The following is a 15,870-nucleotide window of genomic DNA, read 5'->3' as shown; positions in this document are numbered from 1 at the left end:
TGATGCCTACTTGTTATAGAATAGCCGGGGACAGTGCCTCCCGGCTATTTTTTTGTCCCAAATTGGCGTTTTCTGTCTTTTTTTGGCGGTTGCTCAACGGTTGAGTAACCAATGGCCTTATAATATCTCCGTAATATTGCACCATAAACAATAAAAATAAGGTCATTATGAATAATAGAAGAACTGCACCGGGTGGACAGACAACCCACATGCTTAGTGCCATACTTGCCAAAGTTACCAACATTGAAAAGTTATTGGCTCCTGCCGTACATAATTTGCCGGACAGCGAGATACTGGATTCAAAAGGTGTGCACCTGCTTACCAAGATGTCGGACAGGACACTTTTAAGACGACGCAATGACGGGACACTCCCCTTTCATAGAGACAAGGGGAAGATATATTACCGCCGTTCGGACGTACTCCGTGCCATGTTGCTGGAAAAAGAAGAACACTCTAAAAAATAAGCGTTATGAAGAAGATGATTAAAATTGAAAGCGGTTCATTCGCTGCGCTCGTGAGAAGTTACAAGAAGTCGTTGAACATGTTGGCTGTCCTGCAACATATCTGTCAGGAAAATGACGTGGCGCTTTCCATGCTGCCCGATGAAGTCTGCGAACTGATAAATCTCGATCCGGCAGAGATTGAGAAACAGCGTTTGAGCGGACGTCTGCGTTTTGCGGAAGAAGAGGACGGAACCAGACATTATTCGATTGTGGATATAATCAATCTGAAAGATTTCGTTGACTGGAAAGTCATTAACAGACAGGTGAAAAGCCTTTCCTTTGAGGAAGTGGAATGACCGAGTGTCCTTTTCCCCATTACAGCCACACCCTTGTCATTTTCTGAAGGCTCTTTATGGTAAACTGCAGAAGTGGGGCCAGCGTATCTTTCGGGGCTTACCGCAATCTGCCGCGGGAAACTTAGGATATTTTTTCAGCCCGTTTGACGAGGGAGCAATATCCATTGAGGGTACGTGCCTTGCCTTCCGTGGTAGGTCCGGTGTACCGTCACTGCCGCCTGCCGGCTTTATGGTAAGCTGTATTTTCCGGTTCAACGTGGCAAGTTCTTCATTCAGCCGCTTGATTTCCGCATCCTTGGGCCATGAGGCCGCCACAATCTCCCGAAGGATCGGGATGTCTTTCGACAGCTCCGCGTTCTCCTTTTCCCGTTTCTCTATCATGGCGGGAATGCGTTCCAGCGCATTGATGAAGTTCATGACAGCCAGTTTCGGGTCTTTGGCTATATAACCGTTGTTGTAGGTATATTTGATACCGTCCAGTCCCTCGACCATGAACTTGTTCTGCAAGAACTCAGTTTAGTGGTTATGGACTGATTCAAACTCTATTTCCTCCCCCGAAGGAATATACGTTTGTCGGAACCGTGAAATATTGCCATAATGAGCTATACGCTTCAAATAGTTTTCTATTTGCAAATCACTCCACTTCAGAGTCCCATCAGCATTTCTTTCTTTTCGCAATGCTATAGCTAATAATGAAAATTCATTTTTGAGTGAAGTGTAGAATATACCCTTGTCATCCGTGTTGATACTAACCAACATTGAATGCTTCCCCTCTTTTGCATCTATGGAATGAAAATGGAAGATCGGATGCTGGTCGTATCTATTAAACCGACCTATCCGCAGATTGGATGTCGGATTGGTTTCAATCACTATTCCCTGCTTCTCTAAATTCCAAAGAATGGACTCTTGTACCTTGGCGACATCGGTGGCAAATGAAAGAGGAACTTGAATCACCGTCACTTTTTTCCCAATTCGATTGCAACATTCCGAATGATTATAATGCTCCCATAAATCAAATACTCTCTGTGGAGCAACAGCTGCAGGAGTTATTGGAGACCATTTAAAATAACGACCTCCAATATCCTCAGGCTCTTCAGAATTGTCTATCCAATCACCTCGCATATTCATGCTTTGCTGATAGTCGTTCATATCAGATGAAATTGCCGAATAGCCAAGTTCCGAAGATAATATGGAAAACTGACAATCAATTAGTAAGAGTGTTTGGGGATTAAGCCTTATATTGTTGGATGCGGCTGTGTATTTAAGCCACACAAGATTGTCGAGCAGTGTTTGTTTGGGAATAATGATATAATGATGCCGTTCTTCATAAAAATCAAATGGATTTACTCCCAAAGCCAGTGCATGACCGATACGGCATCCTGCAGAATAATTCATGAAATGTATCGTTTCGTCCACTGCTCTCAGTCCATCCACAACATCATAGAAGTCCTCTCCGACATGGTAGGTTAAGTTGGTCAATCCGTGTAATTTTGCATAACGAAAAAAAGGGGCGAACACTTCAGGTGGACATCCGAGTTCCGAACCGGCTGCGTCAAGTCCTGTCAAATGGGGACCATTACCCATAGAATACTCTCCAATTCTATTAATGATTTGGTTCATTTGTTTTTTTAGTGTTTTTCGTAAATCAGCATGTCGGCATGTGAATCCATTCTTCTGTTTATCTGCACCCTTTATAAAATGAGCGATTAAGGTTATAGATGGACAGTTATCACGTTTTAGAAAATCTGAATTTCCAAATATAGCTTGCTTATAATTCATCTTACGCACGCATCTTATACTATTGGGAGTAACTCGAGCCTCGAGATTGAATCTCAGTTTGTCTCCACAAGAAGTCTGCACAGCATATCTATAGGCAATCTCCCCAAAAGCTTTTTCCCATTTTTCTTCTTCCGTGCCCAAAGCCGATACCTTTTCATGGTCATAATCTTGAAAATTCACAAAACCTCTGAGGTCATTGGTTTGTACAAATTCTCGACGAACTTTGCATTTAATTACCAGATAGAGAAGCATAAGATCCGCATTCTCTCTTGCCCCATGTTCGTTATCGAAAAAACTTTTAAACCATTGATAAAGGAAATTTCTCTCACCATGATGTATCAAATAAGGGGAAGAAGGGATATCACTGATAAAATCCCGTGCATCAATAGCATAATCTATCTTGATTCCATTACTTGTTTCAAGGGCATTCTCTAAAAATGTAGCAATGAGAGGATTTAATGCTTCCAATTTATTATAAATCGAGTCTTCAGATTCAAGCATCTCTTCAACCATAACGCGAGTAATGGGACAAGTATCCTCATTCTCGGTAACCGACGCCCATAGCATTGCTCGAACAGTAGCGGCAATCACCGCCCAACAAGGAAGTGGATAATGGTTGTTACCCGCTCTGCTTATGAGGTCGTAGTCTTTCTTTGCACTTGATATCCAAAAAGTTCCTTTGTCCTTTTTTCGTCCCGGCATGTTCATTAATCTCAGCCAATTGAATTCGAACACATCGGTGGCTGCATTGATATGCGAATGTGTGTCAGACAACTCTTCATCAAGAATCGCATTAAGTCTCAGATTGTCGTGTTCAAGTACCATCGGCCACAAAAAGCGTTTTCTTTTGATACGGCATAGCGTATCATACCGTGCAAGCAATGGAAGAACCAATATATCCTCACCCACCTTAAGCGAAAGAGTACGCCATCTCAACAATTCGTTGAATCGAACAGTAGGATTGTGCAGACCGGCAAGATTAAGCACATGCTTTGAGAATTCTGTCATCAATAATAAAATGCGATTAGTCAAAGAGGATGTTTCCGGATGAATACCAAATTCAGCATCCGTACACCATGTATCATTAATCACTTCAGAAAGCAACGAAATATCTGTTCGGGTGAATGAGACATCCTTTCGTTTTATGATGTCTATCAGTATCTCGTTGATATCTATAGAGTCATCTTTTGTGATGTAATTTCCCATCAATTCAATTGGGAAATCGTACAGTAAACCTTCAATTGTATTTCTGATTAGATCCATTTATCAAATTCGGTAAAAACTTATACTTTCTTTGGACTTCGAGAGTTATAAAACGATTACTGCTGTACCGGCTCTCCATTTGACTCATTTTCATCCATGTCAACTTGCTGTACTTCTGCTTGTTGAAGCATTTCTGTCTGTTCAGATTCAGCAGGGACCACCACGTCTTCATGTATAAATATTTCGTTATATTTCCGTATGATAATATCTTCAGCTTCTTCTTTAGTATAATTTGTACCATCCGGTTTGTCAGGTACCCATGATTTCAATTCATCGTCATCCATCTTACTAAAGTAGGGGATAGTCTTCAATTTTTCCCTAATAGTCACGGGATTTTTTGCCCTGTGGATTGTTTTTAGAATTTCTTCCAATGAAAGATTATCAGGAGATTTTAGCTCTATATTGAATATTGAATCAAAAATACTCTTACATTTACTCCAAATATCCGCCTCTTCATCAGGGTTACCCCTTTCCTTCTTACCCAATATGTTAGACAACAGTTCACTGATAGGTTCAAGAAAATGAAAAGTAATTTCATCCTGTTCTCCACCAGGCGATGTCTTTTGAGTTTTCATTCCACTACTTTGAATTTTATTGTAAAAGGTTACAAATTCCTGTTGTGCCCCTTCATGTGTGGTTTTACGTTGTGATACTATTATATCTCTCACCGAAGTGAGTACTTCTGCGTTTCGGATAATGCTATCAGATAGGAGTCTATGCATCTGTGTACGCTCATTATTGTCCTCATAATTTATATATTGTCGAGAAACTGAACTTTTTTCAGTAATTTTGTGAAGCAACGAACCAGGATGATTAAAGATGAAACGATAAAAGTCATCGTTGACATAATAAAACTTCTTGTATGTAAGTTCCAGGTTTATCATATTGCCAAAAATCGACATGATGTCAAAGAGGTAATAGCCGGTAGTAGGATAAAATGTTCTATAATGGCATGCTTCAACATTATGACGCAAGAAATCCAACGTTCTCACTAAACTGATCGAATCCTTTGTTTCTGCTTTCTTTTGCGGCACGGCACATTTCGTGGTAAGAATGAAAAACTCAGCTGTATTAAGTCTTATGTTGAATTCCTTTATTTTCTTATTCTCTTCATCTGTCTTATTCTTTTTTTTCTCTAAATCCTCTATTTCTTTAAAACCGCCCCTTAACTCAGATAAAAAGCCGTTTAGTTCTTTACCACTGATGATTCTTATATCATAAGCGACTTCTTTTGAGGGTTTAGGAATAAAATCTCCCGGACAATAAGTGAAATAGCTGCCTCCTGTAAGAAGTTGCAATTTATTTGAGTGATCAAATCTCCTATCTACAATAGTGAGTCCTTTTTCTTCATCGTTAGTTTTAGGATAGACCATTCCTTCAAGTTCAGTAACTTGGTCGTATTCTTCATAAAGTTTTATTGAATAGAGACTTTTAAGAAAAAAGAGAAGCGCATTATCGTTTTCGCTCAAGACTTCACGCTCAAGTATAGAAAACAGATAAAAGAGGTCCCCCGCAGTAACATTATAACCAAAATTGTCAGTAGCACATATGCTTTTAAGCATTATGGTTTGTGGGGTGGTATCAACCTTAGAGGATTATGATTTTGAATCAGAAATATTAGCTTCAGTATCCCTTATTTGATAATCATCCTCTGTCTGTTCGTGATAATCTTTTTTCAGTTGTTCCTCAAACCTTTTTGAGAGAATCGCGATTACTTCCTTGTTAAACGAAGTTCCGTAATCAAAAGTCACAAGACTATCAAGTTTGTTTTGTGTATTAATGTCAAATCGTTTTTTCCAAACTGTGAACAAATAGAGCTTGAACATATTCTTGTTTGTCTCCAAAGCATGCTTTTTTGTCGGTTCCCTTGAATCTGGAATTTCTTCCATTGCAGCGAGTAAAGCGATGAGGTTAAACAAGTCTCGAAGATTGTTCGGAACAATCGGAGATATGCTATCAGCCGGATTATAAAAAAGGTAACGAGTCCTATTGTATATTAATTCAAGTACTCCCTTTTTCATACTCTCCATCGTCATGATACCACCATTGCTTGTTGGCAACTCCAATTTAACTTCAGCAAGGCTGTAGGCTTTAGGCATCTCCACACGGCTGTTCACTGGAACCAACTTGTTGATATATTTTTTTGCCATTTCGGCTATCTCGTCAGAGTTGAATCCATTTGAATCTGAGGCTTTTCCTATATTAGGATTTTTTATTGTTGCCGCGAAAGCATTTTCCACCACATACTGCAACTGCTCTATTTTCAGACTGAGGAACACCACACATTGCGGTACGCACAGATACTTTCTGATTTGTTCACACATCCTGTATGCATGGGCGATATTCAGGTCGATGTCATCTATGGGGACAATCAAAATGTCAGCCCCCATAAAGTTTAGATACTCTTTTACCAATTCGGTAATCTGATCGCGTAATGTAATACCTGTGGCAAGTACCGCCAACCTATGCAAGTCGTTCATCGAGTCTATATCATCTTTTTGCAGGGTCAAAAGGGATGCATTCACTCTCGAAAAAGCTTCCAGCAGCTTGTTCTTTTTTCCATAATCAACCTTGCATTCTTCCTGCTTCCGACGATAGCTATTATATAATTTCCCGATAGTAATTTGAAGAATGTTGTGCGAGTCATCGAAAAAAGAAGGGTCAGTAACTTCTACGACTGAACATTTGGTATTAGCAAGATCCTTGCATCCTATTTTATCCACATACGAATATGCGTCAGATTTCTCTTTAACCTGTTCAATAATTCCTTGTGTCGTTGTCATACACGATGTTTTTCCTTCTCCTCGATCCCCGCAGAAAGCCACGCATTTAAGGGTTTGACTCTCTTTATCGCGAACAAAGGCATTCGTCAGTCTAAGAGCTTGCACATATTGGTCACGGAAAATAGAGTCGTCAAATCCAGCATTTTCCTTTACAATTTCTCTCTCTTGGCCAAATTTATATCTCAGTATCGGCATAATTATGATAGTTTAAGTATTCCTGTATCAATTTCTTTTTAGTACATGATAAAAATTGAAATTATATTTCTAAACATCTACATTTTAAATAGTTATTCTTTTTTTAATCCTTGATATTTAGTAATTTAAAAGAAAAGTTTATCGAATTTTCTCCATGAGAACTACTAAAAAACCCAAGGACTTAGTCAAAGTTAACCAAATTTTTCTGACTATGCAAGAGTATTTCGGAAATATAAGGAATCTGGCACGCATAAAGTTGATGACATACGTAATCCATGCCCTTTGCATTGTCCAGACTGTCAATCTTCACAAGTTGGCCGCGGCCATGCCTACAACCGTGGAACGGGATTCCACCATGCGAAGGCTTCAACGCTTCTTTGCAAAATACGCCCTCAATCTTGACCTTATAGCAAGGATGATTTTCAGCCTTCTTCCTGTCAGAAAGGAGATGGTTCTTTCCATGGACCGCACCAACTGGAAATCTGGAGAGCCAAACATCAACATCCTCATGCTCGGGATAACCTACAAGGAAATCGCTTTCCTGCTGTTGTTCAGGCTTTTGGACAAACGGGGAACTCCAATTGGATGGAACGCAAGGCTATTATATAGAGGTTTATCGACATTTTCGGTCCGGGACGTATCGATAGTCTCGTGGCAGACAGGGAATTTGTCAGCGAGGAATGGATTGCATGGCTTAACAAAAACAGAATACGGTACTACATACGGATCCGGCAGAACTTTTGGATCGTAAATCCGAAGTCCGGTGAGAAAGTTTGCGCATGGCATCTGTTCAACCGCGTCAGACTCAGTGAAGAACTTCTCCTCCATAATATCTGGTCGGTGCGCGGCTTAAGAACTCCGACGGAGAGCCTGAACTTCAGATTGAACATGCCATACAGACATACAAGGACAGATGGCAGATTGAGACTCTTTTCAAGGTCATGAAATCCTCTGGATTCAATATAGAGGATGCACATGAGGTACATTGATAGAATCAAAAACTCGTCGCGCTCGTGTGTATGGCTCTTGTATGGGCGTATCTTGTGGGGAATCATAAGAATATCAATATAAAGAAAATTAGGATATTGAAACATGGGCATCGTGCAAAGTCGATTCTTCGGATTTACCTTTGGCCCGGTTGGCTTTGACGTCCCACAAAGCGAGGGATACTTCTTTCTTACAACTGAAACCTGCTTGGGTTCCATTGATGGTGATGCGGCCCATAATCGGTGCTTTACCATTCTTTACTGCTTGATTTTTGGTGTAAAATAACACACGATACGTACTTCTCATAACTCAACTTTTTTTCTTCACAAATTTAATTACTGTTGAGTTATTTGATGTTAGGCAAAATTGGGTAACATACTGTAATATAATGCATTACGCTTTATTCTGGAGCATTTGGAGGCGAGTTACGATTTGGTAACGTAATTCCCGCCCAAATATGCTTTTCCTTGCTTTCTTTTCCTACCTTGCTAAAAAACATATTTTATAACTATTTAATTTTTAGCATGATTGCGCTATTTTTGCGTATCTTTTTGAAATACTAAGTTTCACAAACGGAAACTTTAGTTCCATGCCTATGAAACTTTAGTTCCCTCGTGAAGAAACTTTAGTTCCGTGCCTATGAAACTTTTTCTTAGTGCCCGAATAACTGATAATGGATGGGAAGCTGTGTGGAAAAGGGAAGGAACGTATATAAAAAATTAAAGGCTGTCTCACGACAACCCCTAACCAACTTTGTTAACCTTAAATCTAATACTATTATGAAAAAACCACAGTGCAAATATACGGGTATTCCTGTAGCTGTCAATAGATAATGTATTAAATTTTGTTCTTTCGCTTTTAATAAAAGCTAATATCTTTAAACTGCTTGTTTTTTATACGTCATCAGGCTTACCAAAACCATTGCAAGGACTGATAACGGCAATGCAAACAGGATCGGATCGATAGCAAACCAGGGATAAACATCGATCAAGACATCCCGGCCGCATAACATTTTGCAGAGGCCGACTGCACCTGCTTCCGCTTTATGAAGGAACAGCATCGCAAAAAGACTTGCCACCGCCCCTGTCCATAAACTGGCAAGCGCTCCTTCCTTGGTCGCTTTCTTCCAGAAAAGGGAGCAGAAGTAGGCGGGGAGGAAAGTAACGGCACAAACTCCCATGAACAGGGCTGTTCCGCGTGCGATAATACCTGCACTCAGCGTATAACAGATAATGTAACTGACCAAAATGGCACAAAGCACGCCAATACGTACGCCCATTGTCGAGTTCGTGTTGCTCTTCTTATGTCCCAACCCGGGGAAAATATCGGCGCCGAAAGAGGCTCCCATTGTATGGAACTGTGCACTGAGCGTGGACATACTTGCCGACAGGATACACAACATAAACACGGCGCTGAACCATTCCGGCATCGCCCGGCCGATAAACAGCGGGATAATTTTGTCCATATCCTTGATCGCTTCGGAAGCAACCACGCCTTCCGTTTTCAGGAAAAACAGGTTCGACAGGGCACCGACATGATAAATGGCTCCAACTGTTACAATCAGGAAGACACAGCCGATCAAGACACCCCGGTTCAACTGCTTGGTGCTTTCCACCATCATAAAGCGTACCACCAACTGGGGTTGCGCCAGGCAACCGATACCGACACCCAAAATGAGAGAAGTCACCAGCGTGTACCACTGTGGAGATCCGGTTACCGGCATTGCCGTCCATCCCTGATGCCCCAATTCTTTAAAGCGTTCTGGAACCAGCGGAGCTATCTCCGTCAGCTTATGGTTGGCTTCGACGAAGCCCATATCCATCACTCGGTAGAACCAGAAAAGGAGGAACAGCATACAGGCAAACATGATAACCGCCTGCAGGGCATCCGTGTACAGCACACCTTTGATACCTCCCGTGATCACATAGGCGGCAACAATAAGAGTGAAGATCAGCAAGGCCAGATGCAGGTCTATATGGAACATCTGTTCGATAAACACGGCACCTCCCTTCATCACGACTGCAGCATAGAGCGGCATACCGATAAAGATGACGGCTGCGATAAAAACCTGTATGGAGCGCGACTTATAATGAGCTCCCAATAGTTGCGGGAAAGTACGGGCATTATACTTCTCGCCTAATTTGCGGGTGTTACGCCCGAAGACGATAAAAGCGATGACGACGCCCATAAACATATTCAACAAACACAGCCATTGGATTCCCATACCGAATGTGGCGGCAACACCCCCGAAGCCGACAATGGCGGATGCGGAGATAAATGTCGCCCCATAGGAAAGGGCCATAATGATGGGGTTTACTTTCCGTCCCCCCAGCAAATAGTCGCTGGCATTTTTCGTCTGTTTATATCCGATGTATCCCAGCCATGCCAGGATAAACATATAGATGATTACTACGATACCTAAAGTCAGTGTATTCATTTTTCCGGCTCTTGTGAGTTAGTACTGTCTTCGTCGCCTTTATTCCAATGGGTTACGCCAAACCAAATGGAATAGAACAGGCATATCAAGGCTAACAGATAGGCAAGCCAGATGCCAGGGTCGCTAATTCCGAACATGTAGAGTTGTTTTTATAATTTAATCAAATCGCTTTCGCAAATATATTCCAGATTCTGGCGGCGGATCACTTCGCGGGCTGCTTCCCGGTTGTTCGTCCGCAGAATCAGGATCGATTTCTCTTTAACGGAGAAACAATACATATATTCGATGCTCAATCCGGCTTTTGTGAAGCAAGACAATGTCTGTGCAAAGCTGCCTGCACAGGAATCGGTGACGATCGCCAATACGTCGGTCAGGTTTGCACTGACGTTATTACTTTTCAGGATTTTGTACGCTTCCTGCGGGTCGCTGACAATAATACGCAAGATACCGTATTCGGATGTGTCGGCAACGGTAGCAGCAATAATCCGTATCTTTTCTTCGGCCAGCATTGCGAGGATTTCACTGAGCTTGCCGTATTTATTTTCCAGGAAAATAGAAATCTGATTGACTGTCATTTTGAATTATGAATTATGAGTTATGAATTTTGAATCTTTAGCAAAGTTTACGCAAGTCTTTTACACGGACTGCCTTTCCTTCCTGTACCGGCAGGGAGCCTTTGGCCACAAGTTTCAGGTGGGGAGTCAGCAGCAGCTCGTCTTTCAGCTGACGGGTAACGTCTTTTGCCAAACGTTGCAGCACGCTGTAATCATCGGTAAAGAGATCGCTCAGTTCTACTTCGATCAGCATTTCGTCGTTGTTGCCTACCGTTTCGATCGTGATCAGGTAGTTGCTGCCCAGTTCCTTGAACTGCATCAATATCTTTTCAATCTGGATCGGGAAGAGGTTGACACCTTTCAGGATGATCATGTCGTCGCTGCGGCCTTTGAAACGTGCTAACCGCCTGTGTGTACGTCCGCAAGGACAGTCTCCCGGCAAGAAGCAGGTGAGGTCGCGCGTACGGTAGCGGAACAGCGGCATGGCTTCCCGGTTGATAGTGGTCAGGACCATTTCCCCGACTTCGCCTTCTTTTACAGGCTGCAAAGTGACCGGGTCGACAATCTCAACGATTACGTTGTCTTCCCAGATATGAAGCCCGTTCTGTTCGGTACATTCGAAAGCGACACCCGGTCCGTTCATTTCCGACATTCCGAAACAGTTATATGCTTTTACGCCTAACAGCTGTTCGATACGGCGGCGCTGTTCTTCCGAATGGGGTTCAGCGCCGATACAAACGGTATGCAGTTTGGTGTCACGACGGGGGTCGAGGCCTATTTCATACATCACTTCCGCCAGACGGGTCGCATAGCTGGGTATGATATGGAGGCAGGTCGTTCCGAAATCCGTAATAAACTTAATCTGCCGTTTGGTATTCCCGGCTGCGGCAGGCACTGTCAGGCAACCTAATTTTTCAGCTCCGTACTGGAATCCCAAGCCACCGGTAAACATACCGTAGCCGGATGTGTTCTGGAAAACATCGGTGTCGCGTATGCCGACCATATACATACAGCGTGCAACCTGATTCGCCCACTGGTCGAGGTCTTTTGCCGAGTGCAACACGACAGTCGGGTTACCGGTCGTTCCGCTGGACGAGTGGATACGCACGCAGTCTTTAATAGGTATGGCAGCCATTCCATAGGGGTAATTGTTGCGGAGATCGTCTTTTGTCGTAAAAGGAATCTTTTGCAAATCATCCAAGGATTGAATACTATCGGCTGTTATGCCGTTTTCTTTGAATACTTTACTGTAGAAAGGAGAATTTCCGGCTAATTCTATTGTCTTTTTTAATCGCTCCAACTGTAGCTTTTCCAGATCTTTGCGACTCATGGTTTCAATATCTTTCTGCCAATATTCCATCGTTTTTCGTATTATTATGTGTTTAATTCATGAAATTAGACTGCAAATGTATCTTTTATTTTGGATAGATTGTATATTTCTGGTCGAAAATATGGAAGAGGAAATTTTTTTAGGATTGTTAGCTGAAATATTTTTAGTACATTTGTCAAGTAGGTAATGTAAGAGTTGTGACCCTTAAATAATTTCACAAATGAGTAAATATAGCGATTTCTCGAAAGAAGAACTGATCCATCGCATTGAAGTGCTGGAAGCCGGGATGACGTTTTACGAAAATCAACAAAAGTCTGAAATACAAGATGAAAACCTTCTTAATCAAAGAAAGTTGAATTTTTTGAATATTCTTATGAATACGATCTTGTCCAATATTTTTGTGGCAATATCGGTAAAGGATATTTTTGCCGGTTTCAAATATATCTACTTTAATCAGGCGGCGGAACAATTCACAGGAGTTAAAGCTGATGATATAATTGGAAAGACCGATTTTGAATTGTTTCCTGATTCCCGCCGGGCGCATGAAATGCGTACGGAAGACTATTCGACTATCAAAAACGGGCGACTGGAAAAATATATGGTGGAATATGAAAAACCGGATGGCGGAATCCGCATCGTGAATAATATCCGTTTGCTGATTACCAATCCGGACCCGGAAGCTTCTCCGTTGATTTTAACGATGATGTGGGATATTACCGAACAACGGGAGAATGAGCTGAACTTAATCAAAGCGCAGGAAGCAGATAAAATGAAAAATGCTTTTATCGCGAATATGAGCCATGAAATCCGGACTCCTTTGAATGCAATCGTCGGATTTTCCCATCTGATTACGGAGACGGACAATGCCAGCGAGGCACAGGAATACCTGTCCATTATCAGTAACAGCAGTGAACAGTTGTTGCAGCTGATCAACGATATGCTCGATTTTGCGAAAATAGAATCGGGTACGCTTAATTACAACAAATCGTGGGTGGATTTGAAAGATGTTTGCCATAATATATATGTAAGCCAATCTCTGAAAATGACATCGGATGTTGCTTTGTTGTTCAATGAAAGCCTTTTGCCTTCTATCCGGGTATTTACAGATGCACAACGGATAGAGCAAGTACTAAACAATCTGATGTCCAACGCGATCAAATGCACGACTTACGGTTTCATTTCCTTGTCTTACAAAGTCGAAAAAGAATGTGTCCGCTTATCCGTTACCGATACCGGTGTCGGGATTGACTCCGATAAGCTGTCAACGGTGTTTGAACGTTTTGTCAAACTGGACAGCTTCCGCCAGGGGACAGGTTTGGGACTGTCGATCTGCAAAATGATCGTGGAGAAATTAGGGGGCGAAATCGGCGTTGAGTCTGAACCGGGTAAAGGTTCCACTTTCTGGTTCACACTTCCCATAGGCAATGAAGAGGAAAAGCTCGATACCGAAGGAAATGAGGATATCGTTTTTGCAAAAGACGCTGTACTTGATGCGCTACCGGGGCAATATACGATATTGATAGCAGAAGATGTGTTGGAAAACTATTTATTATTGCAGGCGATTCTCAAAGGGAAATACCGGTTATTGCATGCCGTAGACGGAAAGCAGGCCGTGGAAATGTTCCGCAAATATAATCCGGATATAATCCTGATGGATATTAAAATGCCGGTGATGGATGGCTATGCCGCAACAAAAGATATCCGGGCATTATCGGCAAGCGTACCGATCCTTGCTTTGACGGCTTTTGCGTTTAAACAGGAAAAAGAGCAGGCAATGGAATATGATTTTACCGATTATCTGACCAAACCAGTAGATATTCCGATGCTGAAACATAAGATTAAGTATTATTTAAATAAGATAGAGGTATGAAAAATGTATTTTTATTCCTGGCTACAGGATTTGAAGAGATTGAAGCTTTAGGTACGACGGATATCTTACGTCGGGGCGGTGTCCGGGTTTCTACGGTATCGATTATGGGAGAACTGCAAGTTATGGGCGCCCATAATATACCGGTAGTGGCCGACTACTTGTTTGAAGATGCGGACTTTAGTGCGGCGGATGCGTTGGTATTACCGGGTGGGATACCTGGCAGTAATCATTTGAATACCTGTACGCGGTTGAAAGAACTGGTCATGCAGAAATATGAGGAAGGAAAGCTTTTGGCTGCTATCTGTGCCGGTCCGATGGTATTAGGCGGATTAGGACTGCTGAAAGGACGTAAAGCGACCTGTTTCCCTTATTTTGAACCGACTATGGTCGGAGCTATACCGACAGAGAACGGGGTGGAACAAGACGAAAATATCATAACGTGTAAAGGTCCCGGTTTTGTGTTCGATTTTGGCTTGACAATCCTGAAAAACCTTAAGGACGAGGAGATCGCGGAAGAAGTCGCAGCCGCTTTGCTTGTGGCTAATCCGGAGTCGTCGAAGGCCGAATCGTGAATTTCCGGGGATAGTTGAACGCGATTGCCAATAACGCGCCGGCCCCCAATAAATAAGGATAATAGAGATATTGCATTATCTCGATAGGAGAGACGTGTCCTAAGCCTGCTGCCATCAGTAACTGTGCTCCGTACGGAATAATACCTTGTACAAAGCAGGAGAAAATGTCCAGTAGGCTTGCGCTGCGTCTCGGATCTATTTTGAAACGGTCTGCGATGTCTTTGGCTATCGGGCCTGCCATAATCAAAGCGATGGTATTGTTTGCAGTGCAAAGATTGGCGAAACTGATTAAAGCGGCAATACTTACTTCTGCACCTTTTGAGGAACGGATATGGGAAGTCAGCTTTAAAATAATCCAATCGATCCCACCATTATACCGTATCATTTCCAGCATTCCTCCGGCCAACAAAGTGACGATAATCAGTTCACCCATATTAGTAATACCAAGCCCCATCGAAGCATCCATCCCCAAATATCAAAACCTCCGGTAATCAGTCCGACAACGCCGGAAAGGATAATTCCGATTATCAGAACCATCATTACATTTACACCGCAAATTGCTGTTACCAGTACCACCAGATAGGGCAGAACCTTGATCCATTCGATAGGTCCCGTTTCGTATGTACTGTCTATTCCGCTACCGATCAATACATATATAATACCTGTCAGGATTGCGATAGGAAGAGCGATACGGATATTTACCTTAAACTTATCGTTCATGTTGCAGCCCTGTGTCCGGGTTGCAACAATAGTCGTATCTGAGATGAAGGATAAGTTGTCACCAAACATAGCCCCGCTCACGACTACACCCAGCATGAGCGCATCGGGCATTCCGGTTTTATCCGCAATCCCGACAGCGACGGGGGCCAAAGCGACAATTGTTCCGACTGAAGTTCCGACTGAAATCGAAATAAAACAAGCTGCTAAAAAGATGCCTGCCGCCAATAAATTGCCGGGCAGAATAGACATAGCCAAGTTTACGGTGGCATCGACAGCCCCCATCGCCTTTGCCGTTTGCGCGAAGGCTCCGGCAAGGATGAAGATCAGCACCATCAGCATGATGTTACTGTTAGCGGCTCCCCGGCAAAATTGTTCGATCCGGTTACTTAGCTTTCCCCCTTTGGAAATAGCTATGGCAACAACCGAAGCAACCACAAACGCCACTGTAATGGGCATCTTGTAGAAATCTCCGGCAATAATGGAAACAACCAGATAGGACAACAGGAAAACGGCCAGTGGCGTCAATGCCCACGGGTTTGGGGCGTGATGGAGTCGGGAACTATTTTGATCTGTCATTGCAA

At 42.6% G+C, this 15,870-nt stretch carries 11 protein-coding genes and 4 pseudogenes; 5 read left to right on the top strand and 10 right to left on the bottom strand.

Annotation, left to right across the window (positions count from 1 at the left end):
- The first annotated feature begins 167 nt into the window (after nucleotides 1-167).
- Both DW083_RS01400 and DW083_RS01395 read left to right on the top strand, forming a co-directional pair.
- The gene (locus tag DW083_RS01400; protein ID WP_167451647.1) at nucleotides 168-464 is read left to right on the top strand and encodes a helix-turn-helix domain-containing protein; all 297 of its coding nucleotides are present in this window, start codon (nucleotides 168-170) and stop codon (nucleotides 462-464) included.
- Nucleotides 465-469: 5 nt separating this feature from the next.
- The gene (locus tag DW083_RS01395) at nucleotides 470-799 is read left to right on the top strand and encodes a hypothetical protein (RefSeq protein ID WP_115498982.1); all 330 of its coding nucleotides are present in this window, start codon (nucleotides 470-472) and stop codon (nucleotides 797-799) included.
- A 129-nt stretch (nucleotides 800-928) separates the two neighbouring features.
- Here DW083_RS01395 and DW083_RS01390 read toward each other — a convergent pair.
- The 4 genes and pseudogenes from DW083_RS01390 to DW083_RS01375 form a co-directional block, all read right to left on the bottom strand.
- Nucleotides 929-1,315: pseudogene (locus DW083_RS01390) on the bottom strand (hypothetical protein); the annotation flags it as partial.
- Entirely contained in the window at nucleotides 1,316-3,841 is a 2,526-nt protein-coding gene (locus tag DW083_RS01385; protein ID WP_115498983.1) for a hypothetical protein, read from the bottom strand.
- A gap of 56 nt (nucleotides 3,842-3,897) precedes the next feature.
- A complete protein-coding gene (locus DW083_RS01380) occupies nucleotides 3,898-5,403 on the bottom strand; it encodes a hypothetical protein (RefSeq protein WP_122331171.1) in 1,506 nt (501 codons plus the stop codon).
- Between the two features lie 33 nt (nucleotides 5,404-5,436).
- A complete protein-coding gene (locus DW083_RS01375; protein WP_122331170.1) occupies nucleotides 5,437-6,819 on the bottom strand; it encodes a hypothetical protein in 1,383 nt (460 codons plus the stop codon).
- Between the two features lie 154 nt (nucleotides 6,820-6,973).
- Between DW083_RS01375 and DW083_RS22350 the strand changes: the two are divergent.
- Nucleotides 6,974-7,940 (top strand): annotated as a pseudogene (locus DW083_RS22350) (IS4 family transposase); the annotation flags it as partial.
- Here DW083_RS22350 and DW083_RS01365 read toward each other — a convergent pair.
- From DW083_RS01365 to DW083_RS01350, 5 genes and pseudogenes are all read right to left on the bottom strand, one after another.
- Nucleotides 7,930-8,112, bottom strand: a pseudogene (locus DW083_RS01365) (Arm DNA-binding domain-containing protein); the annotation flags it as partial. The pseudogenes DW083_RS22350 and DW083_RS01365 sit on opposite strands and share 11 nt — an antisense overlap.
- Before the next feature lie 571 nt (nucleotides 8,113-8,683).
- The gene (locus DW083_RS01360; protein ID WP_122331169.1) at nucleotides 8,684-10,243 is read right to left on the bottom strand and encodes a sodium:solute symporter; all 1,560 of its coding nucleotides are present in this window, start codon (nucleotides 10,241-10,243) and stop codon (nucleotides 8,684-8,686) included.
- On the bottom strand, nucleotides 10,240-10,380 hold the full coding sequence (locus tag DW083_RS22200; protein WP_167451648.1) for a symporter small accessory protein: 141 nt from the start codon (nucleotides 10,378-10,380) through the stop codon (nucleotides 10,240-10,242). Before DW083_RS22200 ends, DW083_RS01360 begins: the two co-directional genes overlap by 4 nt.
- Before the next feature lie 12 nt (nucleotides 10,381-10,392).
- On the bottom strand, nucleotides 10,393-10,818 hold the full coding sequence (locus DW083_RS01355) for an acetolactate synthase (protein WP_115498988.1): 426 nt from the start codon (nucleotides 10,816-10,818) through the stop codon (nucleotides 10,393-10,395).
- Between the two features lie 37 nt (nucleotides 10,819-10,855).
- Nucleotides 10,856-12,157, bottom strand: coding sequence for a phenylacetate--CoA ligase family protein (locus DW083_RS01350; RefSeq protein WP_115498989.1), 1,302 nt, complete (start codon nucleotides 12,155-12,157; stop codon nucleotides 10,856-10,858).
- Nucleotides 12,158-12,347: 190 nt separating this feature from the next.
- Between DW083_RS01350 and DW083_RS01345 the strand changes: the two genes are divergently transcribed.
- Nucleotides 12,348-13,997 carry an ATP-binding protein gene (locus DW083_RS01345; RefSeq protein WP_122331168.1) on the top strand — a complete coding sequence of 550 codons (1,650 nt, stop codon included), beginning with the start codon at nucleotides 12,348-12,350 and terminating at the stop codon, nucleotides 13,995-13,997.
- Nucleotides 13,994-14,569 carry a DJ-1 family glyoxalase III gene (locus DW083_RS01340; protein ID WP_122331167.1) on the top strand — a complete coding sequence of 192 codons (576 nt, stop codon included), beginning with the start codon at nucleotides 13,994-13,996 and terminating at the stop codon, nucleotides 14,567-14,569. The genes DW083_RS01345 and DW083_RS01340 overlap by 4 nt, the downstream gene beginning before the upstream one ends.
- On the opposite strand, the pseudogene DW083_RS01335 reads toward DW083_RS01340, so the two are convergent.
- Nucleotides 14,538-15,865 (bottom strand): annotated as a pseudogene (locus DW083_RS01335) (Na+/H+ antiporter NhaC family protein). The gene DW083_RS01340 and the pseudogene DW083_RS01335 overlap by 32 nt on opposite strands.
- Between the last annotated feature and the right edge of the window lie 5 nt (nucleotides 15,866-15,870).

The organism is Parabacteroides sp. AF48-14 (genome assembly GCF_003477465.1).
Taxonomy (GTDB): Bacteria; Bacteroidota; Bacteroidia; order Bacteroidales; family Tannerellaceae; genus Parabacteroides; species Parabacteroides acidifaciens.
Note: the sequence above shows the minus strand (reverse complement) of the source record. Positions and strands in the feature narration are given on the sequence as shown.